Source organism: Kitasatospora sp. NPDC040550 (genome assembly GCF_055594965.1).
Genome location: NZ_JBVIWC010000002.1, coordinates 386,923 through 411,771, shown reverse-complemented (window position 1 = coordinate 411,771; position 24,849 = coordinate 386,923). Strand labels below are relative to the sequence as shown.

19 protein-coding genes are annotated in these 24,849 nt (G+C 72.6%); 4 read left to right on the top strand and 15 right to left on the bottom strand.

Translation table 11 applies throughout. The features are described 5' to 3' along the window. Nucleotides 1–2: 2 nt before the first annotated feature. From ACZ58X_RS04595 to ACZ58X_RS04575, 5 genes are all read right to left on the bottom strand, one after another. Nucleotides 3–908 (bottom strand): ABC transporter substrate-binding protein, encoded by a 906-nt coding sequence (locus ACZ58X_RS04595; RefSeq protein WP_470332206.1) that lies wholly within the window; start codon nucleotides 906–908, stop codon nucleotides 3–5. Nucleotides 909–1,045: 137 nt separating this feature from the next. After that, nucleotides 1,046–1,834 carry an ABC transporter ATP-binding protein gene (locus ACZ58X_RS04590; RefSeq protein ID WP_470332205.1) on the bottom strand — a complete coding sequence of 263 codons (789 nt, stop codon included), beginning with the start codon at nucleotides 1,832–1,834 and terminating at the stop codon, nucleotides 1,046–1,048. After that, nucleotides 1,831–2,697 carry an ABC transporter permease gene (locus ACZ58X_RS04585; RefSeq protein WP_470332204.1) on the bottom strand — a complete coding sequence of 289 codons (867 nt, stop codon included), beginning with the start codon at nucleotides 2,695–2,697 and terminating at the stop codon, nucleotides 1,831–1,833. The genes ACZ58X_RS04590 and ACZ58X_RS04585 overlap by 4 nt, the downstream gene beginning before the upstream one ends. After that, nucleotides 2,694–3,722 carry an NrtA/SsuA/CpmA family ABC transporter substrate-binding protein gene (locus tag ACZ58X_RS04580; RefSeq protein WP_470332203.1) on the bottom strand — a complete coding sequence of 343 codons (1,029 nt, stop codon included), beginning with the start codon at nucleotides 3,720–3,722 and terminating at the stop codon, nucleotides 2,694–2,696. Before ACZ58X_RS04580 ends, ACZ58X_RS04585 begins: the two co-directional genes overlap by 4 nt. Nucleotides 3,723–3,954: 232 nt before the next feature. Then, a complete protein-coding gene (locus ACZ58X_RS04575) occupies nucleotides 3,955–5,004 on the bottom strand; it encodes an ABC transporter substrate-binding protein (protein WP_470332202.1) in 1,050 nt (349 codons plus the stop codon). 530 nt (nucleotides 5,005–5,534) lie between these two features. Here ACZ58X_RS04575 and ACZ58X_RS04570 point away from each other — a divergent pair. Continuing rightward, complete coding sequence (locus ACZ58X_RS04570) at nucleotides 5,535–6,317, top strand: IclR family transcriptional regulator (protein ID WP_360229722.1); 783 nt, start codon at nucleotides 5,535–5,537, stop codon at nucleotides 6,315–6,317. Between the two features lie 214 nt (nucleotides 6,318–6,531). Here ACZ58X_RS04570 and ACZ58X_RS04565 read toward each other — a convergent pair whose 3' ends face one another. The 5 genes from ACZ58X_RS04565 to ACZ58X_RS04545 all read right to left on the bottom strand — a co-directional run bounded on the left by ACZ58X_RS04565 (nucleotide 6,532) and on the right by ACZ58X_RS04545 (nucleotide 12,887). Then, a complete protein-coding gene (locus ACZ58X_RS04565) occupies nucleotides 6,532–7,359 on the bottom strand; it encodes a winged helix-turn-helix domain-containing protein (RefSeq protein ID WP_470332201.1) in 828 nt (275 codons plus the stop codon). Between the two features lie 732 nt (nucleotides 7,360–8,091). Further along, nucleotides 8,092–8,739: a GTP-binding protein gene (locus ACZ58X_RS04560; RefSeq protein ID WP_470332200.1), complete on the bottom strand. Its 648-nt coding sequence runs from the start codon at nucleotides 8,737–8,739 to the stop codon at nucleotides 8,092–8,094. Next, nucleotides 8,720–9,331 (bottom strand): DUF742 domain-containing protein, encoded by a 612-nt coding sequence (locus ACZ58X_RS04555; RefSeq protein WP_470332199.1) that lies wholly within the window; start codon nucleotides 9,329–9,331, stop codon nucleotides 8,720–8,722. The genes ACZ58X_RS04560 and ACZ58X_RS04555 overlap by 20 nt, the downstream gene beginning before the upstream one ends. 8 nt (nucleotides 9,332–9,339) lie before the next feature. Next, nucleotides 9,340–9,759 carry a roadblock/LC7 domain-containing protein gene (locus tag ACZ58X_RS04550; protein ID WP_470332198.1) on the bottom strand — a complete coding sequence of 140 codons (420 nt, stop codon included), beginning with the start codon at nucleotides 9,757–9,759 and terminating at the stop codon, nucleotides 9,340–9,342. After that, complete coding sequence (locus tag ACZ58X_RS04545; RefSeq protein WP_470332197.1) at nucleotides 9,756–12,887, bottom strand: sensor histidine kinase; 3,132 nt, start codon at nucleotides 12,885–12,887, stop codon at nucleotides 9,756–9,758. The genes ACZ58X_RS04550 and ACZ58X_RS04545 overlap by 4 nt, the downstream gene beginning before the upstream one ends. A gap of 621 nt (nucleotides 12,888–13,508) precedes the next feature. Between ACZ58X_RS04545 and ACZ58X_RS04540 the strand changes: the two genes are divergently transcribed. The 3 genes from ACZ58X_RS04540 to ACZ58X_RS04530 all read left to right on the top strand — a co-directional run bounded on the left by ACZ58X_RS04540 (nucleotide 13,509) and on the right by ACZ58X_RS04530 (nucleotide 18,090). Continuing rightward, nucleotides 13,509–15,338, top strand: coding sequence for an AMP-dependent synthetase/ligase (locus ACZ58X_RS04540; RefSeq protein ID WP_470332196.1), 1,830 nt, complete (start codon nucleotides 13,509–13,511; stop codon nucleotides 15,336–15,338). Nucleotides 15,339–15,611: 273 nt separating this feature from the next. Continuing rightward, a complete protein-coding gene (locus ACZ58X_RS04535) occupies nucleotides 15,612–16,766 on the top strand; it encodes a polysaccharide deacetylase family protein (RefSeq protein WP_470332195.1) in 1,155 nt (384 codons plus the stop codon). 433 nt (nucleotides 16,767–17,199) lie between these two features. After that, nucleotides 17,200–18,090, top strand: coding sequence for a nitroreductase/quinone reductase family protein (locus tag ACZ58X_RS04530; protein ID WP_470332194.1), 891 nt, complete (start codon nucleotides 17,200–17,202; stop codon nucleotides 18,088–18,090). Between the two features lie 112 nt (nucleotides 18,091–18,202). On the opposite strand, the gene ACZ58X_RS04525 is transcribed toward ACZ58X_RS04530, so the two are convergent. From ACZ58X_RS04525 to ACZ58X_RS04505, 5 genes are all read right to left on the bottom strand, one after another. Continuing rightward, a complete protein-coding gene (locus ACZ58X_RS04525; protein WP_470332193.1) occupies nucleotides 18,203–19,000 on the bottom strand; it encodes an SGNH/GDSL hydrolase family protein in 798 nt (265 codons plus the stop codon). A gap of 288 nt (nucleotides 19,001–19,288) precedes the next feature. Further along, a complete protein-coding gene (locus ACZ58X_RS04520) occupies nucleotides 19,289–20,086 on the bottom strand; it encodes an SGNH/GDSL hydrolase family protein (RefSeq protein ID WP_470332192.1) in 798 nt (265 codons plus the stop codon). A gap of 353 nt (nucleotides 20,087–20,439) precedes the next feature. Beyond that, nucleotides 20,440–21,078, bottom strand: a complete 639-nt coding sequence (locus tag ACZ58X_RS04515) for a hypothetical protein (protein WP_470332191.1) — start codon at nucleotides 21,076–21,078, stop codon at nucleotides 20,440–20,442. Between the two features lie 191 nt (nucleotides 21,079–21,269). Continuing rightward, the gene (locus ACZ58X_RS04510) at nucleotides 21,270–22,508 is read right to left on the bottom strand and encodes a hypothetical protein (protein WP_470332190.1); all 1,239 of its coding nucleotides are present in this window, start codon (nucleotides 22,506–22,508) and stop codon (nucleotides 21,270–21,272) included. 688 nt (nucleotides 22,509–23,196) lie between these two features. Further along, nucleotides 23,197–24,612: a serine/threonine-protein kinase gene (locus ACZ58X_RS04505; protein WP_470332189.1), complete on the bottom strand. Its 1,416-nt coding sequence runs from the start codon at nucleotides 24,610–24,612 to the stop codon at nucleotides 23,197–23,199. Nucleotides 24,613–24,849: the final 237 nt, after the last annotated feature.

Sequence of the window (24,849 nt, the reverse complement as noted above, 5' to 3'; positions counted from 1 at the left end):
GCTCAGCTGTCCTTCCCGAGTGCGGCGGCCACCGGGGCCTCCAGAACGGACAGTTGGGCGTCGGCGACGGTCAGCGCGCGGTCGATGAAGCCGACCCGGTGAAAGATGTCCGCCGCCTCCTGCTGCTCGGCCACGAACGCGTCGGTGGCCGGCTCCAGTCGCCAGGGCAGCGCGGCGAGCGCGGCACGCCAGTCCGCGGCCGTTCCGCCCAGCTCCCGGGCCGCGATCGCGGCCGCCTCGGCCGGGTGGGCGGCCACCCAGGCGTCCGCCCGGCGCAGCGCGGTGGCGATCGCGGCGACCACCTCGGGGCGGTCGGTGGCGAAGTCCCGGCGGGTGAAGAAGACCGAGCGGTCGGTGATGACGTCCCCGGTGCGGACCAGCTCGCGAAACTCCCCGCCGCGACGGGCCGCGGCGAGCTCGGCGCCCTGGGCGACCCAGCCCGCGATCTCGCCCTCGCGCAGCCTTCGGGCCTGGTCCTCCCCCGCCACCGGCCGCGCCGGGGTGACGTCCTCGCCGTACGAAAGCCCGTGCGCGTCCAGGGCCTTGGCGAGCAGGTGGGTCTGCCAGGAGCCGACGCCGAGCACGACGGTGCCGCCCTTGAGGTCGGCGACCGTACGGACCGGCCCGGCGTCCAGGACGAGCAGCGCGCCGTGGTCGGGGCGGGGCGCGGAGACCGCCGCGTACACCAGGTCGTGGCCGGCCGCCTGGGCGGTGATCGGCGGGGTCGAACCGGTGCCGCCGAAGTCGATGGTGCCGTCGGCGAGCAGCTGCCCGGTGCGGGTGCCGTCGGTGTAGTGGTGGAACGCGCCGCTCTCTCCGAGCGGGGCCAACTCCTCCTCCAGATAGGGCAGTCGGGCGAGGTAGTAGAGCGTGGGATTGCTGGCGTGGACGCCGAGGGTGACGGTCATCTGGTCAACTCCAGTGGTGCGTACGGGTTCGTGCGGGAGACATGTGTGGCGTGCTGTACGGAAAGAGCGGAACGGCGGAACGGCGGAACGGCGGAACGGTGGCGCGGTGGCGCGGTGGCAGCGTGGCGGAACGCCGTTCATTGGACGCCGAGGTCGGCGAGCAGTCGGCGGCGCAGGGCGGCGAAGGCGGGGTCGGCCGGGTCCCGAGGGCGTTCGACACCGACGGTCTCGTCCCGGACCAGCAGACCGTCGCGCAGTACGGCGACACGGTCGGCGAGCCGGACGGCCTCGTCCACGTCATGGGTGACCAGCAGCACGGCGGGACGGTGGCGCCGGACGAGGTCGCCGACCAGGTCCTGCATCCGCAGCCTGGTCAGGGCGTCCAGCGCCGCAAACGGTTCGTCCAGGAGCAGGAGTTGAGGCTCGCGCACGAGCGCCCTGGCCAGTGCGACACGCTGTGCCTCGCCGCCCGAGAGGGTGGCCGGCCAGTCCTCGGCGTGCCCCTCCAGGCCCACCTCCGCGAGTGCCTTCAACCCGGTCTCCCGGGCCGCCGCACCGCGCGGCAGACCGACCGTGACATTGGCCAACACCCGCTTGGACGGGACGAGTCGGGGCTCCTGGAAGACCACCGTACGGACCCGCGGCACCAGCACGGTGCCGCTGTCGGCCTGGTCCAGCGCGCCGAGGATCCGCAGCAGGGTGGTCTTCCCGGTACCGCTGGCACCGAGCAGGGCGACGAACTCACCCCGGGCGATCGACAGGTCGACGCCGTCGAGCACGGCCCTGGTGCCGAACACCCTGCGCAGGCCGCGCAGATGGACGGCGGGGGCCGCGCCTTCGGTTGTTGCGGTGGTGCTTCCAGCGGAGCTCACGGCGGTGCTCACGGTCGAGGCCGGGGCGGGCGGCGAGCCGGCGGGGGCGGTCATCGGGCGGCTCCTCGGACGGCGCGGCGCCACGGCATCAGCAGCCGTTCCAGGATCCGGACGATGCCGTCGGCAGCGAGGCCGAGCAGACCGTAGATCAGGATGCAGACGGCGAGCACGTCGGTGCGCGAGTAGTTCTGGGCCTGGGCCATCAAGTAGCCGATGCCCTCGGTGGAGTTGATCTCCTCGGCGGCGATCAGGGCGATCACGCTGAGCGTCATGGAAAGTCGCAGGCCGGATAGCAGGGAGGGCAGCGCCCCGGGCAGCACGACCGTCCGCACGATCGCCCAGCGGCCCAGGCCGAAGCTGCGCATCGCCTCCACCAGCTTGCGGTCGGTGTTGCGGACCCCGCCCGAGGCGGATACGTACATCGGGAAGCTGGTGGCCACCCCGATCAGGGCGACCTTCGCGGTCTCGGTGATGCCGAACCACACCATGAAGAGCGGGACGAGCGCCAGGAACGGTACGGTGCGCAGGACTTGGATCGCCGAGTCGAGCAGTTCCTCGCCGAGGCGGGTGAATCCGGTCACCACACCGAGCACCAGTCCCGTGGTGGCACCGAGCAGCAGTCCGAGTCCGGCCCGGGTGAGCGACACGGCGAGGGCGTCGGTCAGCTGGCCGTTGCCCCACAACTCGCCGACGGCTTCGGCGACCTGGTCCGGCGAGGCGAGTACGTCCTGGGTGAGCGCGCCGGTGACGGAGGCGAGCGCCCAACCTCCGAGCAGGGCCAGCGGACCGAGCGTGCGCAGCAGCACGGCGAGGGCCCGCGGGCGGGGCCGTCGGAGCTGGGCGCGCGGCGCCACCAGGCCCGCGGCCAGGGCGGCCCGGGTGTCCTCGGAGTCCTGTTCCGTTGCGGGCGCGGTCACTTGGCACCGCCGCCGAAGGTGTCGATGTCGATCAGGTACGGCTTGACGTCGACCAGCTGCTTGGTGACCTTCTGGTCGGCGAAGAACTGGGCGACGGTGCCGAAGCGGGCGGTGTCGGCCGCCGAGATGACGTCGGCCGGGGCGGCCTGCCGGCTGACGTTCACCGCGACGTCCTTCTCGGCCGGGGTGACGGCGGTCGGGCCGGAGTCGGTGAAGACGTTGAGGTAGGCGGCCGGATCGGCCTTCTCCTTGGCGCCGTTGTCGCGCAGGTAGGCGTAGAAGGCCTTGACCACGTCGGGGTGCTTGTCGGCGAAGCCGTTGCGGACCGCCCAGACCGCGTAGTTGTCGGAGCCGATCGCCTTGCCGTCGACCAGGAAGTGCGCGCCGGCATTGGCGATGGTGGGCGTGGAGAAGGTGTTCCAGGTCGCCCAGGCGTCCACCTGGCCGGAGTTGAAGACTCCCGAGGTCTGGTCGGCGCGCAGGTAGACCCGCTGGACCTGGTCGGCCGGGACGCCGTTCTTCTCGAGCGCCTTGAGCAGGAGGTACTCGCTGGTGCCGCCCTGGGAGACGGCGACCTTCTTGCCGACGAGGTCCTGCACGGTCTTGATGGGCGAGTCGTTCTTGACCAGGATGCCCTCGCCGACACCGTCCGGAGCGGTCTGGGCGAACAACTTGAAGCCGGGCTTCTGGGCGAGCGCGGCGACGGCCGAGGTGATCGAGCCCTGGGCGACGTCGAGCTGGTCGGCGGACAGGGCCTGCGCGGCGGGGGCGAAGGGGCCCGCGCTGCCGGTCCAGGCCACCTTGGCGTGGACGGCGGCCAGGGCCCGGTCAAGCGAGCCGTCCTTCTTGCCACGGGCGAGGAACCCGTTGTTCCCGGGGTCGGGCAGGCGGAGCACGGTGTCGGCCTTGCCGCCGGCCCCGCCTGCGGCGGAGGCGCTGCCCCCGTCGGTGGACGAGCCGCAGGCGGCCAGGGCGGTGGTGGCGAGCAGCGCGGTGGCGGCGAGGGCGAGGCGGGCGGTGTTCACGGGGTCTCCAAAACGGGTGACAGATGACAACTGACAACTTTCGAAAGTTGTTCGCTGAACTCTGTTATCTGAAATCTGTTCGCTGAAAGTTGTTCGCCGAACTCCACCGAGCGGCGCCGGATGGCGTCGGGCCTCTGGCGTTGGGCGCCGGGCGCCGGGCGGCACCAGCCGACGCCACCGACTGGCACAGCCGACTGGCACAGCCGACTGGCCGGACGAACGACCGGGACGGTCAGCCGGTCACGCTCGCCCCTCGCCCGCTACCCACCGCCCGCCGCTCGCGCAGCAGTTCGCGCGCGGCGCGGAGTGGCTCCGGATCGGCCCAGGCGCGGACGTCGACCGGCGTGGCGAGGAAGCCCTGCCCCGCAAGGAAACGTTCCTGCTGCGCCAGCAGCTCCAGCCGGTCCTCCGAGAGGTCCAGGTGCAGCGTGCGATGGCCGCCCGCCGCATAGGCGCCCGCGACGCCCTCCGCACCCGCGCCGGTCTCGGCCTGGAGGATCCTGGCCACCTCCGCCGGACGCTCGGCGGCCCAGTCCGCGGCCTCCAGCAGGACCGCCAGGAAGCGGGCGACCAGGTCCGGGTGCTCGTCCAGCAGCCGCTGGTGGACGGTGACCGGCCGGGGCGTGCCGTTGTTGACCCGGGCCCGGCAGTCCGGGGCCGTGTCCAGTTCCACCGCCACCTCCGCGCCGATCCGGCGGGCCGCCTCGACGGCCAGCGCCCCCTTCACGTAGACGGCGTCTACCAGGCCGTCTCGCAGTGCGGACAGCTCGGCGGACCACTGACCGCCGCCCGGGACCGCCGGCACGTCGACCAGCTCGGCGTCCTCCAGCCCGAGACCCGCGAGCGCCAGGGCACCCCGGAAGCCGGCCAGGGCCATGGCCCGCCAGAAGTCGATGCCGATCCCATGATGTGGAACAGCCAGCCTGAGCCCGCGCAGCTGCCCGGGCTCGCCGATGCCGCTCCCGGCCCGGACCAGGACGACCTGCCGCTCCTCGATCCAGGTCAACCCGATCAGCCTGGTCGCCTCCCCCCGCGAACGGGCCCACAGCGCCGGCACGTTGCCGCCCTCGCGGAAGAGTCCGGTGAGCGCGTGGGTGTAGTGGTGGTCGGCGGCCACCTCCGGCGGGGCGTCCTGGAGCGAACGGACGGCGATCCCGTCCGCGGCGAACTCCCGCGCCAGCCACCCCTGATCGGCGGCGATACCGGTCGCGGTGGGCACCGGGCAGCGGGTGAACCAGAGGGTTTCGGGAACGGCGGAGGAACTCGGCGAACGACTGGGCACGGGGCGTGGTCCTCTTCGGGGGTCCGACGACGGTCGGAGGCATCGGAGTTCGGGTGCACCGCCGCCGCGCGGCAGGGCGCGCAGCAGCGAGCGGGAAGCAGAGCGCAGAGCACACACGCACGGTGTACGAAGGCGCAGAAGCAGGAGCAGGGGGAACGAGGAGCGTCAGCGACAACAGGAACAGGAGGGAACACGCCGGTGGGACGTCACGGCGCTGCTCCTTCCGGTTCCGGCGCACGGAGATCCACGCGTCGCGGCGCACGGGTGCACCGAGCGCGGGCGAGGTGGGACGGCGATGACGATGGCGATGGCGATGTCGCGCCGTCCGCACCGGGGAGCCGGGCGGCGCGATGCGAGGAGCGTTCCACGCCGGTCGAGCCGGAAGCAAGCCTTTGCCACATGGTGGGACCAGTTGTTCATCAACGCCATTCCATTGCAACGTCGTTGACACATCTCCGCAGCACGCGCTGCCCTACGCTGAGACTCCCTCCGGCGCACCGCCCGGAGCCACGAACCGAACGCGAGGTGCCATGGCCGAGGCCGCCACCGCCGTCCAGAGCCCCCCGGCCGGCGCCCAGGCCGTCCAGCGCGCGCTCGGGCTGCTGCACTGCTTCCACGACAACGGCCCCGACCTCAGCGCCTCGGACCTGGCCCGCCGGATGGACCTCTCTGTCTCCACGGCGCACCGGCTCGCCCGCACGCTGGTCAGCGCCGGGTTCCTGGAGCAGGACGATCAGACGGCCCGCTACCGACTGGGCCCGGCGGTCGCCGAACTCGGCCAACTCACTTTCCACCAGCGCGGACTGCATCTGGCCGGCCCCGAGCTGGAGCTGCTCTCCCGGCGCACCGGAACGACCGCCGACCTGGCGATCCGCAGCGGCCCGCACGCCGTCATCCTGGTCGGCGGCTCGGTCCGGCCGGACACCGGACTCGGCCTGCGCCGGCCGCTGCACTCCACCGCACTCGGCAAGGTCCTGCTCGCCTGGCCGCGCGCGGGTGAGGCGGCCGTGTCCGCACTCGGCCCGCTACCGTCGTTCACCGACCGCACGATCACCGAACCGGCGCTCCTGGAAGAGGAGTTGGCGCGGGTGCGGGCGGCCGGTCACGCGCTCAACGACGGCGAGTCCGCCGCCGGGGTACGGACGCTCGCGGTTCCCGTACTGGACGCCGCCGGGCAGGCCCGGTTCGCGCTCGCGGTCCGCTCGACCCCGGCGCACCTCACCGACGACCGGCTGGACCGGTTCCTCGCCCACGCCCGGACCTGCGCCGAGGCCCTGTCCGTCCTCCTGCTGCCACCCGACCAACGAGCCTGACCGGCAGGCTCATCCGGCCCCACTCGCACGGCCCACTCGCACGGCCCGCTTGCACGGCCCCCATGCTCAGCACCGACACGCCGCAGCGGACCGCCCGTTCACGGAAGGAACGGACGGCCCGCTGCGACGCGAAGCGGCCTCGCACGGAAGGCGACGGACCGAAGAATGTGGCCCGAAGCAGTGGGCCGACAGCCGAACAGGGTGGAGCAGCAGCTCAGTTGACCGGCGTGTACTTGTACCCGACCCGGCGCACCGTCACGATCGAGTCCCGGTAGGCGGGGCCGAGCTTGCGGCGCAGCCGGGCGACGTGCACGTCGACCGTGCGACCGTCCCCGACGTGGCCGTAGCCCCAGACCGCCGAGACCAGGTGGTCCCGGGTGTGCACCCGCTGCGGGTGCTCGGTGAGGTGGGCCAGCAGCTCGAACTCCAGGTAGGTGAGGTCGAGCAGCCGCCCGTCGACGTAGGCGTTGCGCCGCTCGGCGTCGACGGCGATGCCGCGTCCGGCGGGCCGGACCGGACGGACGGCGGCCGGTGCGGCGCCCGTACCCGCGGCGCCCGTACCGACACCTCCCGCACCGGTACCGCCAGGCAGCGTGCCCGGTGCGGCGTGCCCGGCCAGGCCGACCGGCCCGGCCGTCGGGCCCTCGGCCGGCACCAGCACCAGGTAGCCGATCATCGGGTGACCGGCGGGCGCGCCGGTCTGCGCACCGTACTGGGCGAGCAGGCCCTGCGGCAGCACGCCCTGCGGCAGGGCGGCGACGACGGCCGCCCCCTCCGGCAGTGCGGCGAGCAGCGACGCGGGCGCCGGCGGCGCGACCGCCCCGGGCTGGGGGCCGACGACGACCGGGGCGCCGGCCGGACCGGCACCCGTACCGGCCCCCGGACGGACCGACCCGACCACGGGCGAGACCGACGGGACGGAGGAAACGACGGAGGGAACGACGGAGACGGGAGGGAGGGAAACCGGAGGAACGGAGCGGACCGCGCGCAGGTGCGGGGTCGCGGTGGGCAGGGGCAGGGTGGCCGTGGAGGAGGAAGACATGGTGTGCCGCTCATTTCGCGCGTGACGGACGGGGTGGAGTCGTCTGCGCGTCGACCGGGCGTACTGCCGGAGCTGGACCGGGGGGACCGGGTTCAGCGGGCGGAGGGCCGGGACGCGCTGGGCGAACCCGGACACGTCTGATCGAACAGGTGTGGCTGCCGGGACGGCCAGAACGGTTCGAGGGAGTTGCTGGGGCGAACGGTGTTCACTGGTGGTCTCTCCGCGGGGCGGGGCCGGATCGGTCGGCCGCGGGCGCTCCTGACGTGCGGTCCGCTACGGCCTGGTCGACGGGGTCGGTGGTGCGTCGGGCGGCGGCCGGGTGCAGGCCTGGGGTGCCGGGGACGTACCGGAGGGGAGGAGGCCGGTCAGCGACAACAGGCGCTGCAGATCAGCGCGTGGTCGATGTAGCGGCGGACGGTGAGCACCGGCACGACGGGGCCGGGGACGGTGGTGATGCGTCGCTTGCCGACGGTCATCCCTGCTGCCCTCCCCCTTCGTCCTGCCTGGTCGTGCTCCACGCGTTTGCGCTTCGTTGCGCTTCATCGCGCTTCGTTGCCCGCGCGGCGACACACCCATGATCCGGTGCGCGCCGGGACGGCTTACGTCCACAGAGCCTTCCACGCCCGAGCCTGTCTAGGCAACCTTCCGCGCACCGTTCGTCCGACATGTGGACCACCGAATGAGACGTCGGGTGCACGAAGCGCCCCTGACCAGGGCCGATCCCACGGAGCCTCAGGTCCCGGCCGCGGCCCGCCGACGGAGCTCGGCGGCGTGCTCGACCAGCGCCACGAGCAGTCCCTTGCCGTCCTCCCGCAGCCGGGCGTCGCACAGCACCACCGGGATGCCCGGGTCGAGGTCCAAGGCGTCCCGGACCTCCTCCGGGGCGAACCGCTCGGTGCCGTCGAAGCAGTTGACCGCGACCAGGAACGGGATGCCGCGCTGCTCGAAGAAGTCGACGGAGGGGAAGCAGTCGGCCAGCCGCCGGGTGTCCGCGAGCACCACGGCGCCGAGCGCGCCGCGCGCCAGCTCGTCCCAGACGAACCAGAACCGGTCCTGCCCGGGCGTCCCGAACAGGTAGAGCGCGAGGCCGGGCCGCAGGTCGATCCGGCCGAAGTCCATCGCCACCGTGGTGGTCCGCTTGGCCTCCACGCCCGAGGTGTCGTCCACCGGGCGGCCCAGCTCACTGAGCTCCTCCTCGGTGCGCAGCGGCCGGATCTCGCTGACCGACCCGACCAGGGTGGTCTTGCCCGCGCCGAACCCGCCCGCCACCAGGATCTTCACCGCTGCGGCCGGACCGCCGCGCCAGCGCGGGTCGTTGGCGCTCCCGGCGGGTTCGGGAGCGGTGCTCGGCGGGGTGGGGTCAGAGCGCACGGAGTCCATTGATCACGTCTCGCAGCAGGCGCTCGTCCGGCAGCTCGGCGAGCGGAACGGGTCGGGTGACGCTGATCAGGTCGGCGTCGTAGAGGTCGCCGAGCAGGACGCGCACGACGCTGACCGGCAGGTCGGTGTAGGAGCCGAGCTCGGCGACGGACAGCGGCTCGTGGCGGCACCAGGCCAGCAGGGTCTGGTGCTCCGGGTCGAGGACGTGCGCGGGAACGGCCCCCGCGTCCGGCCCGGGCTCCTTGGCGGTGACCAGCGAGATCAGGTCGAACAGCCCCTCCTCGACCGGCCGGGTGCGGCCCCTGGTCATCGAGTAGAGCCGCACCACCGGACCGGCCTCGTCGTCGAACCACCGGTCGTCGGCCGAGGTGCGCGGCCGGAACAGGTCGACCTCGGGTCCACCCGGGGTGTCCTGCTCCGGCCCCGCACCATCGGAGGCCGGGCCGTCGGGCCCCACGCCGGCCGGGGCCGTGCCACCGGAGGCCGGACCGTCGGACCGCGCACCGTCCGGGGCCGTGCCCGCCGGTTCCGCGCCCTCCGGGGTCACCGAGCCCTCCGGGGTCACCGAGCCGCCCGCCATCGGATCCGCCATCGGACCGCTCAGCCCCTCGGCGCGGCGGTTTCGGTGCGCGGCTCGGCGGTCATGTGCTCGCCGACCCGCTTGACCAGCAGGGCCATCTCGTAGGCGATCTGGCCGATGTCCGCCTCGGCCTCGCTCAGCACGGCCAGACAGCTGCCGTCGCCCGCGGCCGTGATGAACAGGAACGCCTCGTCCAGCTCCACCATGGTCTGCCGGACCCCGCCGACCTTGAAGTGCCCGCCGGCCCCCTTGGCCAGGCTGTGGAACCCGGCCGCCACCGCGGCGAGGTGCTCGGCGTCCTCGCGCTCGAGGTCGCGCGAGGCGCCGGTGGCCAGCCCGTCGCTGGAGAGGATCACCGCGTGCCGCAGGGCCGCGACCCGGCCCACCAGGTCGTCCAGGAGCCAGTTGAGGTCCCCGGACGGCTGCGTCGAAGTGGTCATGAATCAGTTCCTTCCGCTGGAGCGGGTGGTGCGGGTACTGCGAGGGCTGCGGATCCTGCCGGTGTGGCGGGTCCTGCCGGTGCTACGGGCACTGAGGGTGTCACCGGTGGTACGGCCGGGACGGCCGCAGGGTTCCGCCGCACCGGCTGGCCCGGCGGGATCCGGCGGGCCAGCGGCGCCCGGGCGGCGTCGCCGGGCGCCGGTGCGGGCAGCGCCGCCGGGGCGGGCGCGGGGCTGATCGCCCGCCGGGAGGTGTCCGGCGGCTGCCAGCGCGGTACGGCGACGGGCCGGGCGGCCGACGCGGCCGTACGGTCCGCCGGGGCGGTCGTGCCGCGGCCCCGGGTGAAGCCGCGCTGGAACGAGGCGAAGGTGGCCCTGGCCTCCTCCGGCGAGCGCTCCCGGACCTCCGCGGCCCGGCCGGCCTCCCGCGTGTCGGTGGCCTCCGACGACGGTCCTCCGGCCCGGCCCGCGGCCTCGGTCTCTCCGCGGAGGCGGTCCTTCGCCAGTTCCTTGAGCTGCGGCGCGAGGTTCGCCTGCCGGACCCGACGGGGCAGCCCGCCCGGCGTCCGGGGCGCGGCATCGGCCGGAGCGGCGGCGACGGGGGCCGCACCTGCGGACCCGGCATCCTCGGGCACGGCGCCTCCGGGCACGGCGCCTCCGGGCACGACGTCCACGAGGGTGCGGCCCGCCCGCTCGGCGCCCACCGGCACTGCGTCCGCCGGCACTGCGTCCGCCAGCGCTGCGCCCACCGGCACTGCATCCGCCGGCCCGGTGTCCACCACGGTGTCCACGGCAGCGCCCGCAGCGCCCGCGGCGTGGGCCGCGTCCCGCCGGTGACGGCCCGTCCCCGCTCCGCTCTCGACGTCCGACGGCGGCGCGGGCACCAGCACCGGACCGCTCTTGGTCCGTGCCGCCCGGCGCGGCAGTCCGTTGGCCGTACGCCCGGCTTCGGGCACGGACGGCCGCGGTCCGCCGGTCACCCGGTGGCGCCCGGCCGTTCCCCCGGTCGGCGCCGGACCCGCGGACCTGCCCGTGGCCGGATCCGTGCCCGCGGTCGCGGCCGGGGCAGCGCCCGCGGACGGGTCCGCGGTACCACCGGAGGCCGGGTCGGGCACCGCGACCAGGTCACGCCGCCCGGCTGTACGCCCGACCGCCCGGCCCACCGACCGTCGCCCCCCGCCGGTAGCACCACCGGCACCAACCCCGGTCGCGGGCGGCTCCGGCAAGCCGTCGGGCGCCTCCGCCAGCAGTTCGCGCGGGATCAGCACCACCGCCGTCGTCCCCCCGTACGGGGACGGCCGCAGGTGGACCCGGATGCCGTGCCGCCGGGCGAGCCGGCTGACCACGAACAGCCCCAGCCGGTCGGTGTCGGCGAGGTCGAACTCCTGCTCCTCGGTGATGCGTTCGTTGATCTCGGCGAGCAGCTGTTCGCTCAGCCCGAGCCCGCGGTCGTCGATCTCCAGCGCGAAGCCGTGCGCCACCACCTCACCCTGAACGGTGACTTGGGTGGACGGCGGGGAGAACACCGCGGCGTTCTCGACCAGTTCGGCGATCAGGTGGGTGACGTCGGCGACGGCGCTGCCGAGCAGGCCGGTGCCGGGGAACGGCCGGACGGTCACCCGGGCGTAGTCCTCGACCTCACCGACCGCCGCGCGGACCACGTCCACCATCCGGACCGGCTTGCGCCAGGCGCGCCCGGGCGAGCCGCCGGCCAGGATGATCAGGCCCTCGGCGTGTCGGCGCATGCGGGTGGTGAGGTGGTCGACCTTGAAGAGGTCCTCCAGCTCCGCCGGATCCTCGGTGCGGCGCTCCATGGTGTCGAGCAGGGTGAGCTGCCGGTGCAGCAGCACCTGGCTGCGCCGGGCCAGGTTGACGAAGACCGCCGCGACGCCGCGACGCAGCTCGGCCTGTTCGACGGCCGCCTCCACGGCGGCCCGCTGGACCGCGTTGATGGCCTGGCCGACCTGTCCGATCTCGGCCTGGCCGAACCGCAGTTCGGGCGCCTCGACGGCGACGTCCACCGGCTCGCCGCGGCGCAGCCGGAGCATGACGGACGGCAGTCGGGTGCTGGCGAGTTCATTGGCCGCGTTGCGCAGGTTGATCAGCTCGCGGGCCAGGCCGCGCCCGATCCGGAAGGAGATCATCACCGACAGCACGACGGCGACCAGGCCGATCGCGCCGGCGATGCCACCGCGCCACAGCGCCGCGATCGCGGCCGAGCGCCCGCGCTCGTCCATCCCGGCGGTGATCCGGGAGTTGATCGAGGAGAGGTCGCCGAGCGAGCGGTCGGCGGTCTCCCGCCAGTTGTCGCCGTTGAGCGCCTGGACCACCCGGTCGGGGCCGCCGGCGCCGACGAAGTCCGCCTCGGCCCGGGCCAGCGCGCCCCAGGCCTCGCCGCCGCGCAGTGCGATGTAGTCGGCCTGGTCGGCGGGTTCCAGCTCGGCGATGTAGACGGTGAACAGGGCCTGCTGGTTGTGCAGGGCGTCCAGCGCGGCCTGGTACTGCTCGGCGGTGGGCCGGGCCGCGCCGGTGCGCAGGCCCTCCATCGCCGCGTCCTCCTGGGAGAGGTACTCGCGGGCGCGCACCAGCTCGATCAGGATGGTTCCCTGGCGCGGGAGTTGGCCGCTCTGCCGGGCGACGTACGCGGACCGGAAGCCGAACACCGGGCGGATCAGGTCGCTGTACTGTCCGAGGGCGAACTCCCAGTTGAGCGCCAGTCGGCCGACCTGGGCGCGGAGCGGGCCGAGCTGGTCGGCGGCGGCGATGATCTGCATCAGGCGGGCCCGCTGGCCGGTGGAGAGCCGGTCGCCGGCGGCGTCCTTCTTCTGCCGCAGCACCGCGAGGCTGTGGTCGGTGGCCGCCCTGGCGTGCTCGAAGCCGTCCCGGGCGACCGGCGAGTTCGGGTCGGCCAGGTGCTGGACGGCGGCGCGGCGCTCGTTCTGCAGGTCGCCGGTGTACTGGTCCACCGCCGCCCCGTAGTCCTTGTACGTACGGCTGATCGAGAGCTGGCTCCAGGCGTCCCCGGTGGCGGCGAGCGTCGCGTACGCCCACAGGGCGACGAGCGCGACGATGGGCACCAGGAGCAGCGCGATGATCTTCGCGCGGATCGAGCTGCTGCGCAGACGCATGGAGTCCTCGGTCGGGAAGTGCCAGGCGCGGACGGGGAGCGGTTCGGAGGGTTTCCGGGGTACTGGGGGGGGTGCTGGAGGGGGAGCCCTGGGCAGGGAGCTGCGGGGGCTCCCGGTCACGGGTCTGCGAGACTCTACTACGCCCTGACCACACGTTCGAGGGTCGAACCATTCCGCTTCTTCGCCTTGCCCGGGACACGTCAGGGGGCGGCCGCGATCCACCCCCGCCCTGCCCCGCCCCGACCCGACCCGAGTCGAACCCGGCCCCTCCCCGCCGACCCGTCACCCGGCCGTCACCGACGGTTCCCGGACGCGCCCCGGACGACTCCCCGACGGCCCATGGGCCGCTCCCCCGGACGGCTCCTCGACGGCCCATGGACCGCTCCCAGGCGACCCCCGGAGGGCCCACGGGAGAGCGACGGGCACCTCCGCGACTCCTCCCCAACTACGACACCATCCGTGCGGACCGGTGCCGATCTCGTCGCGTCACCGTCACAACCCTGGGCAGTGACAGGCCGATCCGATAGTTTCGCACCACCCCGCACGACCGGGCGCCGCCATCCCGGTGCCCGTGCGCCGGGGCCGACGGACAGCGCCGCGAGACGCGAACTGGGGAGGACTGTGCGCGAGTTCACCACCCCCGCCCCGGCCGGGCCCGAGGCCACCGGAGGACTCGCCGACTCCTTGTACGACACCGCCGAACGCCGCCCCGACCTGGTGCAACTGTCCCGGCGGACCGGCGACGGGCGCTGGCGGGACGTCACCGCACGGGAGTTCCGGGACGACGTCCTCGCCCTCGCCAAGGGCCTGCTGACCCGCGGCGTGCGCTACGGCGACCGGGTCGCCCTGATGTCCCGCACCCGTTACGAGTGGACGCTGTTCGACTACGCACTCTGGTCGATCGGCGCGATCACCGTCCCCGTCTACCCCACCGCCGCCCCCGAGCAGGTGCGCTGGATCCTCGCCGAGACCCAGGCCGTGGCCTGCCTGGTCGAGGACGAGGACGCCGCGATGACGGTCGGCGCGGTCTGCGACGCCCTGCCCGACCTGACCGGGATCTGGCAACTGGACCGCGACTGCGTCGCCGCGATCACCGAGGACGGCCTGGGCGTCCCCGACGCCCTGGTGCACCGCCAGCGGCTCGGCGTCACCGCCGCCAACATCGCCACCGTGGTCTACACCTCGGGCACCACCGGGCGCCCCAAGGGCTGCCTGATCAGCCACGCCAACCTGGCCGCCGAGGCCGACTCGCTGCTCACCGGCTGGGGCGAGGTGCTGCGCGACACCGGCGGTGGCGGCCAGCCCGCCACCCTGCTCTTCCTACCGCTGGCGCACGTCTACGGACGGGCGGTGCAGATCGCGGCGATCCGCGGCGGCTTCCGGATCGGGCACGTCCCCGAGGTCTCCACCGACGCGCTACTGCCCGCCCTGGCGAGCTTCCGGCCGACCTTCCTCCACGCCGTCCCGTACGTCTTCGAGAAGATCTTCCAGCGGGCCAGGCGAGCCGCCGAGGAGGCCGGGCGCGGCGAACTCTTCGAGCAGGCCCGGCAGGTGGCCGTCGACTGGGCGGCCGCCCGGGAGCAGAAGGCCTTCGGTCGCGGGCCCGGCCCCGGTACGACCCTGCGGCTGCGCCACCTCGCCTACGAGCGGACCGTCTACCCGAAGCTGCGCGCCGTGCTCGGCGGGCGGGTGCGCACCGTGATGTGCGGAGGCTCTTCGCTGCGGCGGGACTTGGGCCTCTTCTTCACCGGCGCCGGGCTCCAGTTCTACGAGGGCTACGGCCTCACCGAGACCAGCGCGGCGATCACCGCCAACCCGGCCGGCCGGCAGAAGCTCGGCACCGTCGGGCAGCCGGTGCCGGGCGCCTCGGTGGCCATCGCCGACGACGGCGAGGTGTGGGTGCGCGGCGGCTCGGTCTTCGGCGGCTACCTCAACCACCCGCAGTGCACGGCGGAGTCGCTGGTCGACGGCTGGTTCGGCACGGGCGATCTGGGCCGGCTGGACGAGGACGGCTACCTCACCATCACCGGCCGCAAGAAGGACCTGATCGTCACCAGCAGCGGCAAGAACCTCGCCCCGACGGCGCTGGAGGAACGGGTCGAGGCGCACCCGCTGGTCTCCCAGTGCCTGGTGGTCGGCGACGACCGCCCGTACGTGGCGGCGCTGATCACCCTCGACCCGGCCGCGCTGGCGCACTGGCTCAAGACCCACGGACGGGAGCAGCTGGACGCCTGGGCGGTGCTGGCGGACGAGCAGCTGCACATCGAGGTCCAGCGCGCGGTGGCGGCGGCGAACACCGCCGTCTCGCGGGCCGAGTCGATCCGCGCGTTCCGCTTGCTGCCGCGGGAGTTCAGCCTGGAACAGGGACTGCTGACCCCCTCGCTCAAGCTGCGGCGGACGGCGATCGCGGAGTACTACTCGACGGACATCGAGGAGTTGTACCTCTCCTGAGCCGGGCCGACCACCATCCGAACCATCCCGCCGGACATGGCTTCTGACGTACCGTCTTGTCCCGCTTCAGGATGGATCGTTCGCCCTGCGGTTCACCTGCCGTTCCCTTGACGGGTGGATTGGTCCAGTCCATTGTTGCTCTTCGGTCCGAGTGCGGCGCACCTGCACCACCCGCTCCCGCCCCTCCGGGAGCGCCCCGGTTCCACGGTCCAGATTCCCGTTTCGCGCCCTCCCCACGGGCGTGCCCCCACCTGCTGGAGTCCTCACGTGTCAATGTCCACGCGCCTGTCCGCGCTGGCCGCCTCCGTCGCGCTGCTCACCGCCTTCGCCGTCCCGGCGGCTTCCGCCTCTCCCGCCGCTTCCTCCGCCGCTTCCTCCGCCGGGCCCGTCGGCGGCGCCGGCGGCGCGACCGTCAACCTGGCCACCAACCCCGGCTTCGAACTACCCTCCCCCAACCTCGCCGACTGGGGCAGCATCCCCGGCTGGAGCTGCACCGGCGGGCCGGCCGAGGCGGCCGTCGCCACCGCCGCGCACTCCGGCACCTCGGCGCTCACCGTCACCCCGGCGAACGGCGACTCCACCGGCGAGTGCGCGCAGACCGTCGCCGTCCAACCCAACACCACCTACACCGCCTCGGCCTGGGTACGCGGCAACTTCGTCTACCTGGGCGCCACCGGCACCGGCCGGGACGTCGCCCCCGCCTGGACCGAGACCACCTCGGGCGGCTGGCAGCAGCTGACCACCCGCTTCACCACCGGCCCGAACGCCCACAGCATCCGGCTGTACGTGCACGGCTGGTACCAGCAGGGCCCGTTCTCGGTGGACGACGTACGGGTCGACGGCCCGGCGCCCGCCCCGGCGGTGGCGGCCGGCTCGATCCCGACCACCGACAAGGTCGTCTTCTTCACCGTGGACGACGGCTGGCAGCGCACCCCCGAGGCGGAACGCTTCATCGCCGACCACCACCTGCCGATCACGGCCTTCCCGCTGCCGATGCCGGCCGGCACCGACCCGGACTTCTTCAAGCGGGTCACCGCCGTGCCCGGCTCCTCCATCCAGGACCACAGCGTCTCGCACTCCGACCTGAGCAAACTCCCCTTGGAGCAGCAGCAGGTGGAGATCTGCGACGCACGCGACGCGATGACCCGGCTGTTCGGCACCGCGCCCGTGGTGTTCCGCCCGCCGTTCTTCACCTGGAACGCCGACACCCTGCAGGCCGCCGCCAACTGCGGCATCCGCACCGTGCTGACCGCCGACGCCGACTACAGCTGGGGCGCCTCCAACATCTGGCACCCGGGCCCGCTCCAGCCGGGCGACGTGGTCCTCATGCACTGGACCGACACCCTCGCCACCGACCTGCCGCGCGCCCTCGCCGCCGCCGACGCCGCGGGCCTCAAGCCGGCCGGACTGATCGACTACCTGGGCTGACCGACCACCTTGGGTTGACCGGTCTTGTCCGCCCCGGGCCGCGAACGGATGACAGCTGACAGCTGACAGATTTCAGATGATGAAATCTGTCAGCTGTCAGCTGTTCCCTGTCATCTACCATCCGTTCGCTGCCACCCGTTCGGCGCCGTCACTCCCGCCCCCTCTCCCTGCGCACGCTCCGCGGTGATCACACCCATTGACAGGGCATCCGCAGCCCACCTCTAATGGGGGCGTGCAGCGCGGCGTCGGCCACAGAGCAGTGGGCCGGCCGACGGCCGAGCCAGCACCTTGCACGCAAAGGGACGATGCGCGATGAGCACCTTCTCCGCTGCCCTGATCTGACCCAGGCGGCCACCACGGTGTCCGCCGGTTCGTCGCGTGATGCCGTGTGTGGCCGCGCCCCCTCACTCGCAGGAGACTTCACCACACACCCATGCCCATGTCCTTCAACCTGAATGTCATCGAGGAGTTCCGCGCCAACGACGGCCGGGTCGGCGGTCCGTTCGAGGGCGGCGACCTGCTGTTGCTGACCACCACCGGGGCGCGCTCCGGTCGGCCGCACACTGTACCGCTCGGGTACGTCCGGTCCGAGGGGCTGCTCCTGGTCGTCGCCTCGGCCGCCGGCGCACCCGAACACCCGCAGTGGTACCGCAATCTGCTGGCCCATCCCGTGGTCCGGGTCGAGCTCGGCACCGAGACCTTCGACGCGATCGCTGTGCCCGCCGAAGGCCCGCGCCGGGAGCGGCTGTTCACCACCGTCGTCCGCCGGGCACCCGGGTACGGCGACTACCAGGCGCACACCGAGCGGGAGTTGCCGGTGGTCGTCCTGGAGCGCCCCGAAGCGCCGCCGGGCCATCCGCGCGACGTCCGCAGCCTGGCCGACAAGCTGCTGGAGGCGCACAGCTGGCTGCGGGCCCAGCTGCGCCATGTCCGGGCCGAGGCCCACGCCCACTCCCCCGGCCGCCCGGCCGGGCTCGGGCTGCAACTGCGCCAGCACTGCCTCGCGTTCTGCGAGGGGTTGACGCACCACCACACCGGCGAGGACTCCGCGATCTTCCCCGCCCTCGCGCGCAGCCACCCCGAGCTCGCCGGGGTGCTGGAGCGGCTCGGTGAGCAGCACCGGGCGATCGGGCGGATCAAGGAGGAGCTGGTGGCGCTGCTGGCCGGGATCGAGGTCACCGAGCCGGACCGGCTCCGCTCCGAACTGGACCGGATGTCGGCCGAGTTGGAGGCGCATCTCGACCACGAGGAGGCGGAGCTGCTGCCCGCCCTGGCCGGGATCCCCTTCCCGCCGGTGCGGCCGGGCCCCGGCGCCGGGCACTGACGTGACGGTGCCGCCGTCCCCTCCCGGGCCCTGGGGGAGGACGGAGGCACCGGCGTCGCACCCTCAGCCCACCAGGGACGGCGGAGTGACGGAGCGGCAGCGCGGGGACGCCTCAGGACTGGCTGAACACCGGGAGGTAGCCCCCGGACTGGCCGGCCGAGTTCGGGTGGTAGCTCTCGTCGATCGGCAGGGTGGTGCTGTGCAGCCAGGTGTCCTGCGAGCCGCAGATCTCGTGGCCGGCGAAGGCGTCACGCACGTCGCCGAAGGTGAAGCCGGCGTTGGCGACCTCCTTGGCGATCACGCCGTCCAGGGTGTCGGCGGCCTCGTTGATGGCGGCCCGCTTGGTGTCGCCGATGCCGAAGAGGCAGTAGCCGCCGATCTGGTAGAGGTGCGGGTAGCCCATCACCACGACGTGGGCGTTCGGGGCCTTGGCGCTGATGGCGCTGTACACCCGGTCCAGCTGGCCGGGCAGGGTGTTGGTCGCGTAGTTCTCGGCCGTGTTGACGGCGTTGAGGCAGTCGCTGTCGGAGCCCAGCACGCAGGTCTTCATGGTGCTGGAGAAGCCCGCGTCGTTGCCGCCGACCGAGAGGCTGACCAGCGTGGTGCCGCTGTTCAGTGCGGAGATCTGGCTGTTGAGGATGTCACCGGTTCTCGCACCTGAACAGGCGACGAAGGTGAAGGAGGCCGGGGAGTTCGCGTTCGTCCAGAGCTCGGCGTACGCGTTGGCGCTGCGCTTGCAGCTGCCGCTGTCGCCCAGGTAGTTGCCGGCGCCGACACCGGCCGAGTAGGAGTCGCCGAGGGCGACGTAGTTCACGCCGGCCGCATCGGCGGCCGACGCGGTGAAGAGCGTCGTCATGGTGAGGGCCGCCGCGACAGCGGCGACGGAGAGGGCACGGGCAGGGCGGAGCATCGCACCTCCAGGTATGACGCGGGTCACAGAAAGGGATACCAAGCGGTAATCGAGCATGGAAGCGTTCATGCCAAAGACATTGACGGACGGTCCGTCGGCGCCGAGGTGAACTACCGCGCACGCGGGGTCAGTTCACGCCGACCATCACGCCGACTGCCGGCGCGCACGCGGACGCACGGACACGCGCACAGGGACGCGCGGACAGGGACGCGCGCTCCGACACGGAGAATCGCGCCGATGCCTGCCGGCCGTGGCCGCCCGGCACCGACGCACTCGACGCCGCTCCGCTCAGGAGCGACTGAACACCGGGAGGTAGCCCCCGGACTGGCCGGCCGAGTTCGGGTGGTAGCTCTCGTCGATCGGCAGGGTGGTGCTGTGCAGCCAGGTGCTCTGCGAGCCGCAGATCTCGTGCTCGGCGAAGGCGCCGCGCACGTCGCCGAAGGTGAAGCCGGCATTGGCGACCCGCTTGGCGATCACGCCATCCAGCGTGTCGGCCGCGCCGTTGATGGCGGCCCGCTTGGTGTCGCCGATGCCGAAGATGCAGTCACCGCCGACCTTGTAGAGGTGTGGGTAGCCCATCACCACGACGTGGGCCTTCGGGGCCTTGGCCCTGATGGCGGAGTACACCCGGTCCAGCTGGCCGGGCAGGGTGTTGGTCGCGTAGTTCTTCGCCGTGCTGACGGCGTTGAGGCAGTCGCTGTCCGAGCCCAGCACACAGGTCTTCATCGTGTCGGCGAAGCCCGCGTCGTTGCCGCCGATCGACAGGCTGACGAGCGTGGTGCCGCTGTTCAGCGCGGAGACCTGACTGTTGAGCACATCGCCGGTTCTCGCCCCCGAACAGGCCACGAAGGAGAAGGAGGACGGCTTGTTCGCGTTCTTCCACAGGTACGCGTACGCGTTGGTGCTGCGCTTGCAGCTCCCACTGTCGCTCAGATAGCTACCGGCGCCGACGCCGGCCGAGTACGAGTCCCCGAGGGCGACGTAGCTGACACCCGCCGCATCGGCGGCCGACGCCGTGAAGAGCGTCGTCATGGTGAGACCGGCCGCTACGGCGGCGATGGACAGGGCACGAGCAGGGCGGAGCATGGCACCTCCAGATATGACGCGGGTCACAGAAGGGATACCAGGCAGTAGCCTCGCGCGGAAGCGCTCATGCCAAGGACATTGACGGGCCGTCTGATAGCGCAGAAGTGAACTACCCCCAACCGAGCGTGAGTTCGCCCAGGTGGGTGCGGGTGTATGTCGACGCTCGTCGGTCATCGCGTGTAGACAAAAAACTTCCGAGAAGTCGGCTCGCCGTCAGCCACCGGTCAGCCTACGGCCGTCGGTGCGTCAGTTCCGCGCCCGCCGCCGGACGGCCCCGATCCTGGCGCGGCGCGCCGCCAGACAGCCCCGTCCCCGGATGCGGCGCGCCGCCGGTCGCGTTCCGTGGGCCCGGCTCAGTACCGCGGGACGCCTCCGCCAGCCGGGTACACCGGGCCGGGGAAGACCGTGCAGCCCTCGACCGGGAGCTCCTCGATCTCCTCGTTCGCGGCAGCCGGCACGCCGAGCCAGTGGACGGCGGTGGCGACCGCCGCCCGGGCCTGGCGCAACCCCGGCTCGCCCCAGCCCAGCAGCTCGACCGCGAGCCCCGGCGCGACCAGCAGCCGCCGGTAGTGCCGGCCCGAGGCCGGATCGGCCGTACTCGGGCCGACCGCCCGCAGCGCCGCCGCCATCCGGACCCGGGCGCACTCGTGCCCGCCGTTCGCCGAGCCGACCCGGTCGTACAGGTAGCCGAGGTAGTACGGCCGGCCGATCACGGCCTGGGCCTCCTCCCCCGCCTCCCGGGCCAGGGCGGCGGCCGGGTCGCCGTCGTCCTCCGGCTCCAGCGAGCCGCCGGGCAGCGAGCAGATCCCGTCCCTGGGGTTGACCAAGGTCAGCACCCGGCCGTCCGGGGCGAACAGCCAGCCCCAGGACTGCTTCATCGGCAGCCCCTCCGGCACCTGCTCGCCCGGCCGCCACGGCCAACCCGCCGTGGGACGCCGGCGCACCTTCCCGAGCAGCTCGGCGATCTCCGCCGTGAACTCGATCCGGCCCATGCCGCGCGTCCCCCCTCTCGGTGTCGGGCTCGCCGGACCCTACGGAGCACGGTACGGAGCGGAGCGACCGGAGTGGCGGCGTGGGGTACCGCGCACTCCTGCTGTTGATCTTCTCCGATCTTCCCCGAACAGGCGGTCGATGAACAGTCCCCAGCGCCGCATGGTGGATGCGGCGGCCGCGAACGCCCTGATCACCCCAGCAGCCCACCCCCGCCCCCGGCCTCCGGGAGGCCCGGCAGCGGGAACCCCGGCTGCGGGACCGCACCGGGCGGGAAGGGCAGCCCGCGCGCCGCGTCGTCGGCCAGCTCGTCGAACACCTCGTGGGCGGTCATCGGCCGCAGCCGCCCACCGGCCAGCGCCCAGCCCCGCACCCGGGGCCCGCTCGGCGGAAGGTCCGGCGGAAGGTTCGGCGGAGCGCCCGAAGACCGGTCCGGGGATCGGTCCGCCGATCGGTCAGCCGCCCGGTACGGCGACGCGGCCGGATCGCCGTGCAGCAGCAACGCCCCCGCCCCGCCCGAGGCCACGCCGGCCGCGAGCGTGACGCAGAACGCCTCCACGTCCCGCCCGGCGGGTTGCAGGTGCCCCGCCTCCACGCAGACGTCCACCGCCGAGGTGAGCTGCTCGCCGCCCTCCGGGCCGTGGCAGCGGAGCGTCAGCAGGTGGCAGCCCTCCCCCGCGCCCTCGGCCAGCGCCAGGTACACGGACGTCACGTACCGCATCACGGCCGCCATCCGCCGCTGCCCGGCCAGGTCGTCGCCCAGCGCGTCGAGCAGGGCCGCGCAGGCGAGGGACATCCGCACCCGCGCCCGGTGGTCGTCCAGCAGCACCGGGAGGAGGTCGGCCATCGGCTCCCCCGCGTAGACGAAGGGCTCCCCGGCCAGCTCCGGATCCCCCGCGTACGCGACCCGGGCGGCCGCCGCCCGGGGATCGAGACCGAGCGCGGCGCAGTAGTCCTCGAAGTCACCCGCCTCCAGGACGCGCAGGTGCACCTCCAGCCCCTGCTGGTACAGGCCCCTGAGCTGCCCCTCCGCCCGGACCAGGTACTCCTGGTGCCCGAGCGCGCCGAACAGCCCGTACTCCGCCAGCACGGCGAAGTCCTCCGCCTCGACGGCCAGCGCCACCGCCACCGGCTGCGGCGGCGCCCCGCGGGCCCGGCCGCCGCGCCGCCCCCGCGCCCCGGTCCCCCCGGCCCCGACGGCCCGCGCACCCGGCGGTCGCCCCGCGCCCGGCGGCGCGGCCCCACCGGGCCCACCGGCCGGCCCCCGCCCGAACCCGGGGCCGGCCCAGTTCCCGGCCCCGTTCCCGCCCCCGGGCCCGGAGCCCGGCCTCCGCCCGCCGAACAGCAGCGCCCCCGGCTCCCGCAGCCGCTGCTGCCGCTGCCGCACCACCACGACACCCAACACCTCGTACACCGACTCCCGCACGGTCATGGTCTGCTCCTGTCCGTCGGCCTCCGACCCCCGGATCCGCCGACGCCACGGAACATACACAGAGCCACTGACAATCCACCCCGAGTAATCGAACACCGACGCCCGAGGCTCCGCGAAGGAGCAACATTTGCCCCCTGCGGCCACCCCTCATGGCCTACCAAGGGGCACAAATGTGCCCCTCGCCCGCAACGCAGCAGGTCAACGCAGAAACGGCTCGGACACTCTTCGGAGTGTTCCCAGCCGTTTCCGTGCATGTGCGACCACCGCGCTGAGTTCGCGCCGACCCCGGAGAGGCCCGGGAGGTAGTCCAGCTACCCGGCGGGCGGTCCGGCCGGAGCCGCCGGCGCTGCCGCGGCGGCTTCTCCGTCTCGTCGTCCACAACGTCGTCCACCACGTCGCCCACCACGGTCAGAGTCACGACCCATCCGAAGGTGAACGCCCACTCCTCACAATTCCGCATCTTCGGCGTGTGACCTGTTCGGAATCACTACCGCAGCTCCCCAGGGCGCTCGATCCGTGTCCTGGAACAGGCGGCAGGACATGGAGGAGCACTGTCGGCATCAATGTCAGTGCACCAGCGTGCCCCTGAGCGTCCATCACCTCGGCCGAGGAGTCGCGTGCTCTGCGGACCCGCGCATCCATTCGATGGGGGTGATGTACGCCTCCCACATGGTGCCTCCTCGGAGCGTTAGTCCCCCCTGTCTCCGCATTCGTACAAGACCTCCGACCTTGCCCGAATCGCCTGACTGTCCCCAGCGTCCTGGGCGTACCAATTCCTCAATAGAGTGTCTTGATATGCCTCGAGGTGGGATTTTATGCCATCGTGAAGCTCTGGGAGAATCAGGGCATCTTTCGCCTGATTGATGATCTTCTGTCGATTCTGATATGTGGTGTAGCCATTCGGCTCATACTTGACAAGTGCGCTCTTCATCCATCCGCAGGCCGTATCGTCCGATATTTCCGGAACAGCCCAGAACATCGCCACAAGCAGAACTGCGGCTGCTGTCACTCCGACTACTGAATTGAGGGTGTTTTTACTCAGTCGCCCGGTTGCACTGCTTGCACCGTCCTGGCCTTCGGGCTTCCCCTGCTCCTGTTCGAGCGTTTCGCGCGTGTTGACGGCGGCCACCGACGTGACAGGTGACGATCTATTGGGCAGTGATTCCTCAACCTGTCGTTGCCGCTCGAGCTCTATGGCTGCTCTCAAGAAAGCTTGGTGATCCTTCTTCGGTGGTAAGACCTTGGGCTCGGTCTGCGTTCCACCGGGGTTCTGCGAGTGGGGCGGTTCAGCGAGGAAGACCGAAGCTGTTGAAATGCCGAGCCGCTGTTCGGGCTTCTTCTCGAGCAGCAGGCGGACGACCGTTCTGAGCGGGTCACGGGCCTTCACGAGCGGTGGCGGATCATCCATCAGCACCGCGGACATGGATGCCATTGCCGTCTCCCTCCTGAACGGGGAGATTCCTTCGATGGCTTGGAAGAGCGTGACTCCGAGGGAGAAGAGGTCACTGACCGGCAGGTCGGCCCGTCCCCGGATTCGCTCGGGCGCCATGTACTCCGGGGATCCGATGACCGTCCCCGACGCGGTCAGCACCGTGTCGTTCTCGTGACGGGCGATCCCGAAGTCGGTGAGAAGGATCCTTCCGTCGGAAGCCATCATGACGTTGGCCGGCTTGACGTCGCGGTGCAGGACACCGGCCCGGTGAGCAGCGTCGAGGGCTTCCAGGAGTGCCCTGGCAACCTTGAGCGCCAGGTCTCGGGGCAACGGGCCATGCTGCCTGACGTATTCGTCCAAAGAGCAGCCGCTGACCAGTTGCATCACGATCCACGGGCGGCCGGCATCCACGACGACTTCGTGAACGGTCACGATGTTGGGGTGATCGCGGAGCTTCGCGGCGTTTCGGGCCTCACGTGCGGCGCGCTTGAGGCGCTCGTCGTACTCCTCCTCGAACTGCGCGGGCGGGAGCCAGATCTCCTTGATCGCTATGTCTACGTCAAGGTGCTCGTCGTGGGCCTTCCAAACCCGTCCGAAGCCGCCTGACCCCAGGCTGGAGACCAGCCGGTACTTCCCACCGATGATCTGGCCAGGGCTTGCCTCTCGAGCCATCGTCTCCCCCGGGGCCCTAGTGATGGCTAGCAGTCGGGTACGAGCGTACGCAGTGTGTACATGACCGGACTAGTCTCCCGTTGGCCCGGGCAGTCCACGATTCGGATCACCGCCGACATCTACGGGCGCCTCCCCGCATCTACGGGCGCCTCCCCGCTGATGCGGGTGAGAGGCTGAGGGCCGTGATGGACGAGGCTCTGTCGGTGGGTCCTGTGATACTCGGTACTGACCAGGCAC

Excerpts from the sequence above, each read along its gene's own strand:
- ACZ58X_RS04510 (WP_470332190.1), bottom strand. The coding sequence starts at position 22,508 with ATGACCGTGCGGGAGTCGGTGTACGAGGTGTTGGGTGTCGTGGTGGTG.
- ACZ58X_RS04525 (WP_470332193.1), bottom strand. The coding sequence starts at position 19,000 with ATGCTCCGCCCTGCCCGTGCCCTCTCCGTCGCCGCTGTCGCGGCGGCC.
- ACZ58X_RS04595 (WP_470332206.1), bottom strand. The coding sequence starts at position 908 with ATGACCGTCACCCTCGGCGTCCACGCCAGCAATCCCACGCTCTACTAC.
- ACZ58X_RS04530 (WP_470332194.1), top strand. The coding sequence starts at position 17,200 with ATGCCCATGTCCTTCAACCTGAATGTCATCGAGGAGTTCCGCGCCAAC.
- ACZ58X_RS04555 (WP_470332199.1), bottom strand. The coding sequence starts at position 9,331 with ATGGCGGATCCGATGGCGGGCGGCTCGGTGACCCCGGAGGGCTCGGTG.
- ACZ58X_RS04550 (WP_470332198.1), bottom strand. The coding sequence starts at position 9,759 with ATGACCACTTCGACGCAGCCGTCCGGGGACCTCAACTGGCTCCTGGAC.
- ACZ58X_RS04545 (WP_470332197.1), bottom strand. The coding sequence starts at position 12,887 with ATGCGTCTGCGCAGCAGCTCGATCCGCGCGAAGATCATCGCGCTGCTC.
- ACZ58X_RS04565 (WP_470332201.1), bottom strand. The coding sequence starts at position 7,359 with ATGTCTTCCTCCTCCACGGCCACCCTGCCCCTGCCCACCGCGACCCCG.
- ACZ58X_RS04515 (WP_470332191.1), bottom strand. The coding sequence starts at position 21,078 with ATGGGCCGGATCGAGTTCACGGCGGAGATCGCCGAGCTGCTCGGGAAG.
- ACZ58X_RS04535 (WP_470332195.1), top strand. The coding sequence starts at position 15,612 with ATGTCCACGCGCCTGTCCGCGCTGGCCGCCTCCGTCGCGCTGCTCACC.
- ACZ58X_RS04590 (WP_470332205.1), bottom strand. The coding sequence starts at position 1,834 with ATGACCGCCCCCGCCGGCTCGCCGCCCGCCCCGGCCTCGACCGTGAGC.
- ACZ58X_RS04505 (WP_470332189.1), bottom strand. The coding sequence starts at position 24,612 with ATGGCTCGAGAGGCAAGCCCTGGCCAGATCATCGGTGGGAAGTACCGG.
- ACZ58X_RS04570 (WP_360229722.1), top strand. The coding sequence starts at position 5,535 with ATGGCCGAGGCCGCCACCGCCGTCCAGAGCCCCCCGGCCGGCGCCCAG.
- ACZ58X_RS04520 (WP_470332192.1), bottom strand. The coding sequence starts at position 20,086 with ATGCTCCGCCCTGCTCGTGCCCTGTCCATCGCCGCCGTAGCGGCCGGT.
- ACZ58X_RS04560 (WP_470332200.1), bottom strand. The coding sequence starts at position 8,739 with ATGGACTCCGTGCGCTCTGACCCCACCCCGCCGAGCACCGCTCCCGAA.